Here is a 3,773-nt window from a genome sequence, read left to right as displayed (position 1 = left end):
TCCATGTGAACGGAGACATTGAGGATGTGGTATCGCTCTTTGGTTAACACTCCCATTTTTTGAACAAGGGCTTCATCAACAGAAGCTGTTTCTGTATTTTGAACAACGCCAAGCAGTTCACGTATAATAGCATTCTGTTCTTCAGTGTTGCGGCATTGATTCCCATGGAAGAAACATCGGTGATCTTGACCAGGTTCGTTATGTCGGTCCTCCAGGCAGCTTCCATAAGTTCCCCCGCCAGCACGTGGCACCTCGTTCGTCCCAGTGGCAATGACATTTCCATGCCTATCCGTGAGGGCCGCGCCAACTTGACGTGACAGACAGGCGCTTCGCATTCGCGCTCCATCGGCATGGAACATGGCGGATTCATTCGGGTAAGGACGAACAATTTTGGTGTGGGTAAGGATGTCAACAAGACGCCCTATCTTTTCCTTGACAGTCCACTTTTGATTGGGTGTCTTGGTGCTCTTGTCGTTTTGCACATTAAATTCGTCCGGGGTGTTATCAATAAAGAAGTCAGCCAAATGAAATGTGTCTGCAACATGTTGCCCGTGTTTTTCTTCGGCCTTTTCGTCGCGTCCCATCATTTGTTCGATATCACGTGGGCTTATTTTTCCATCATTCTTACTATTTAGACGGTTCTTCCTAATGTCGTGATTGTCACATACAACACCGACAAGGCAGAACGCATCTTGATAGACGCTACGCAGCAATATAACTTCGGCAGGATGGCGCAAGGAATCAAGAATATAGGCGCGTTTCGTGTCGTCAGGATCGATGGGCTCTCCTTGACTGACGCTTCTTCCCTGTTTTTCCCCGCGAAAATTACGAATTTTCTCAATAAATCCCAAGGCAATTGCTGCATGATCTTTCTCACGCATCCTGTCGCCTTCATTTTGCAGATGCGTCGTATTGTTGGGACTGTCGGATTTCGCAAGCGCGTCGAGCTTTGACCATTCCTCAATAATGTCTCTGGCTTTGAATATCTCTGAGTCGTATCCGGCATTTTTTAATGTCTCACTCAAAATCCCCGCGATTTTGCTTGCGCCAGACCCAATGGGACCAACCAAAGCAAACACAAGTTCTTTTGCCGATAATCCTTGCACAACAGCCCGTGAGTCCGTTGTGCATGAACCACCTTCGGGCACAGGAAGTTTACGGGCAGCTTCTGCCATTGATTGAACTCCACATGATTTAGTGTATTGCTTTCCATTTTTTAAGGTAGCATGTTGCCTCCATTTTGGAAACAGACAAGGTGAAGTACGGGCGTCCGAAGGCGGCGTGGTTGGGGGCAAAATCGCTGGCGGTGCTCCCGCTGCCCACGGAGCCCAGGGTATCGCCGACGCAGGTGAAGGTTCCGGCGGCGGTGAAGGTCACGGTCCAGGTCTGCTCGATGCCGCCGATGGCGTCTACCACCAGGATGGACGGGGGATTGCCGGAGCCGTTCCAGCCGTTGTAGCTGCCGTTGGCCGAGGAGATTCCCCAAGTGTCGGCGCTGGCGCGGACGGTTCCGGCCTCGATCACCGAGGCGACCCGGGTGTTGGCGGCGAGGTAGGCGTTGGCCAGGGACTGGCCGGAGGCGAAGGTCAGGGTGGCTTTGGCACCGTTCCACACCACCGCCCCGGCGGGGGCCAGCCGGACGAATTCCGCCGCCCCGGCGGGGTCGTCCACCGTGGTCTTGTCCGAGATGCGGATCAGGTCGCCGTTGCGGAAGACGGCGTCGGAGGCGCTTTCGACATTGACGCTGATGGAGGTGGTCCCCAGGGCGGCGTTGGCGTCCAGCCAGCCGCCGCCGTAGACCCGCTCGCTGCCGGTGAGATCATTCTGGGTGTCGGTCTGGGTCGCCGGAAAAATCACCACCCGATCACCGCCGGGGGTGGGCGTCTCCACGAACAGCAGGGTGTCGATAAGGGCCAGCCCGTCCGGATGGGCCACCTTGAGGAACAACTTGCGGTACTTGGTGGAACCCGCCGTGCGTACGCTCTGGGGCACGTCGGGCCAGAGGTTGTTCTTCACGCCGCTGGCGATCTCCACGGTGGAGAGGCGTCCGCCGTTGGCGGCGGTGTCGGAGACGGTCTGGGAACGGTAGAACTTGAGGTGCGTGGCGTCGATGGGCATGGGGCGTTCTCCTGATCAGCAGGTCATCAGTTTGATGGTGCCGGTGAAAAGATTGTGGTGTGGCCAGATGGGTTTGAAACTGACCGCCGGGGGATCGTGATGACGGAACAGGACGGTGTGGGTTTCGCCGTCCCACTCCAGTTGAAAAACGGCTCCGGCCTGGGCGGCCATGGCGCGGAGGGCGTCCACGGTCTCCTGGGAGAGCCAGGTCACGCCATCCTCGGCCTCCAGGGTGATCGGCTGGCCGCCGGACAGGGCCTGGGACCACGTCACCACGGTCCCGCCCAGGGTACGGGCAGTTTCCTGGGAGACGGGGGACCATTCCCAGCGGTCGGACCATTGCAGGGAGTCGGGGAGGATCAGGTCGCCGAGGCGTTTCATAAGGGCATGTTCTCTTCTTGAGGTAGTGCAAACGTTGCACTACACTGTTTTCAGGAAGGAGATTCGAGCGGATGACGACGATCACCCAGATCGGAAAAATCAAAATCAGCGTCTATGCCGACGACCATAACCCGCCCCATTTCCATGTGGCGTCTCCGGAAGCGGATGCCATCGTTCGCATCAGGGACATGGTCGTTATTGGGGGAGATGAAGCCCATGCTCACGTCAAAGCCGCTATCGAATGGGCCAAAAGGCATCGCGAAGAAATCGCCTTGGCCTGGATCGAAATGAACGGATAAGGAGACTGCCATGCAGGCCCACCGCATTGAATCCGTACACGCCATTCCCGGTACGCTCACCCTCGTCGTGAAATGGCGAGATGGCGTGGAAGATGCCGTTGATATGACGCCGATCATCCAGAGATCGGCTCCGTTGCGTCACCTGGAAAATCCTGACCTGTTTTCCGAGGTTGAAGTGATCGATTGGGGTTGCGCAGTGGGTTGGCGCGGCGACCTGGGATATGGCGCCGACACTCTCCATGAACAGATCCGTCAGCAAAACATGAAAGCCGCTGGATGAACGCCGAGGAATTCGTGGCGTGGAGAACGCGCCTCGGTCTGTCCCTCTCGGGAACGGCGGACGCCCTTGGTCTCAGCCGACGAACTGTCGTCTATTACAGCAATGGGGAAAAAACGATTCCCCACGTCGTTAAATTGGCTTGTCTTGCTGTCGAAGCGGGTCTGGTTTCTTCTCACGCCATCCCCCGTTCCAGCTCCCGCAACGCATCCACGAACTGCCGGATCTGCTGACGGGGGCCGGGGATGGAGGTCACCGGGGAAGAAAACCGAGCTTTGCAACCTTCCCACTGAACGGATCATGAATTGGAGACCGATCATGCCGAGCGTTCTAGGTGTCGATGGAACCAGAGATGGATGGGTTGGTGCCTGTTGGGAGGGACCAGGATTCCAGCCGGTCATCAAGTTTTTCAGCAAGTTCTGTGATGTCTTTGAGATTTTTCCGCAGCCAGCAATTACTGCCGTTGACATGCCTATAGGTTTGCTCAGTCAGGCAATAAAAGGAGGCAGGGATTGTGAAAGTATCGGTCGAAAGATTCTTAAAAGGAGACATTCATCCGTTTTTTCTTCGCCTGTTCGGAGCGCATTGGAGGCTGAAAATTATGGAGAGGCATTACAGTTAAACAGAATAAGCAGTAATAAGCAAAGGGAGTGTTAACCAAAGAGCGATACCACATCCTCAATGTCTCCGTTCACATG

The 3,773-nt window shown here is 55.7% G+C and carries 6 protein-coding genes; 3 read left to right on the top strand and 3 right to left on the bottom strand.

The window, feature by feature from the left end; genetic code table 11:
* The 3 genes from HQL56_18830 to HQL56_18820 all read right to left on the bottom strand — a co-directional run.
* On the bottom strand, window positions 1–1,175 hold a 1,175-nt coding region (locus tag HQL56_18830; protein ID MBF0311572.1), incomplete at its 3' end, for a hypothetical protein.
* A gap of 19 nt (window positions 1,176–1,194) precedes the next feature.
* A complete protein-coding gene (locus tag HQL56_18825; protein ID MBF0311571.1) occupies window positions 1,195–2,118 on the bottom strand; it encodes a hypothetical protein in 924 nt (307 codons plus the stop codon).
* Between the two features lie 15 nt (window positions 2,119–2,133).
* On the bottom strand, window positions 2,134–2,499 hold the full coding sequence (locus HQL56_18820; GenBank protein MBF0311570.1) for a hypothetical protein: 366 nt from the start codon (window positions 2,497–2,499) through the stop codon (window positions 2,134–2,136).
* A 71-nt stretch (window positions 2,500–2,570) separates the two neighbouring features.
* Here HQL56_18820 and HQL56_18815 point away from each other — a divergent pair, with 71 nt between their 5' ends.
* From HQL56_18815 to HQL56_18805, 3 genes are all read left to right on the top strand, one after another.
* Entirely contained in the window at window positions 2,571–2,798 is a 228-nt protein-coding gene (locus HQL56_18815) for a DUF4160 domain-containing protein (protein ID MBF0311569.1), read from the top strand.
* Between the two features lie 10 nt (window positions 2,799–2,808).
* Window positions 2,809–3,078 (top strand): DUF2442 domain-containing protein, encoded by a 270-nt coding sequence (locus HQL56_18810; GenBank protein MBF0311568.1) that lies wholly within the window; start codon window positions 2,809–2,811, stop codon window positions 3,076–3,078.
* A 315-nt stretch (window positions 3,079–3,393) separates the two neighbouring features.
* Window positions 3,394–3,732 (top strand): DUF429 domain-containing protein, encoded by a 339-nt coding sequence (locus tag HQL56_18805; GenBank protein MBF0311567.1) that lies wholly within the window; start codon window positions 3,394–3,396, stop codon window positions 3,730–3,732.
* The last annotated feature ends 41 nt before the right edge of the window (window positions 3,733–3,773 follow it).

It is taken from the genome of Magnetococcales bacterium (assembly GCA_015231925.1).
GTDB lineage: Bacteria > Pseudomonadota > Magnetococcia > Magnetococcales > JADGAQ01 > JADGAQ01.
Note: the sequence above shows the minus strand (reverse complement) of the source record. Positions and strands in the feature narration are given on the sequence as shown.

Bases quoted from the DNA above. Each gene is read 5' to 3' on its own strand.
- HQL56_18810 (MBF0311568.1), top strand. From the start codon at position 2,809: ATGCAGGCCCACCGCATTGAATCCGTACACGCCATTCCCGGTACGCTC.
- HQL56_18825 (MBF0311571.1), bottom strand. From the start codon at position 2,118: ATGCCCATCGACGCCACGCACCTCAAGTTCTACCGTTCCCAGACCGTC.
- HQL56_18820 (MBF0311570.1), bottom strand. From the start codon at position 2,499: ATGAAACGCCTCGGCGACCTGATCCTCCCCGACTCCCTGCAATGGTCC.
- HQL56_18815 (MBF0311569.1), top strand. From the start codon at position 2,571: ATGACGACGATCACCCAGATCGGAAAAATCAAAATCAGCGTCTATGCC.
- HQL56_18805 (MBF0311567.1), top strand. From the start codon at position 3,394: ATGCCGAGCGTTCTAGGTGTCGATGGAACCAGAGATGGATGGGTTGGT.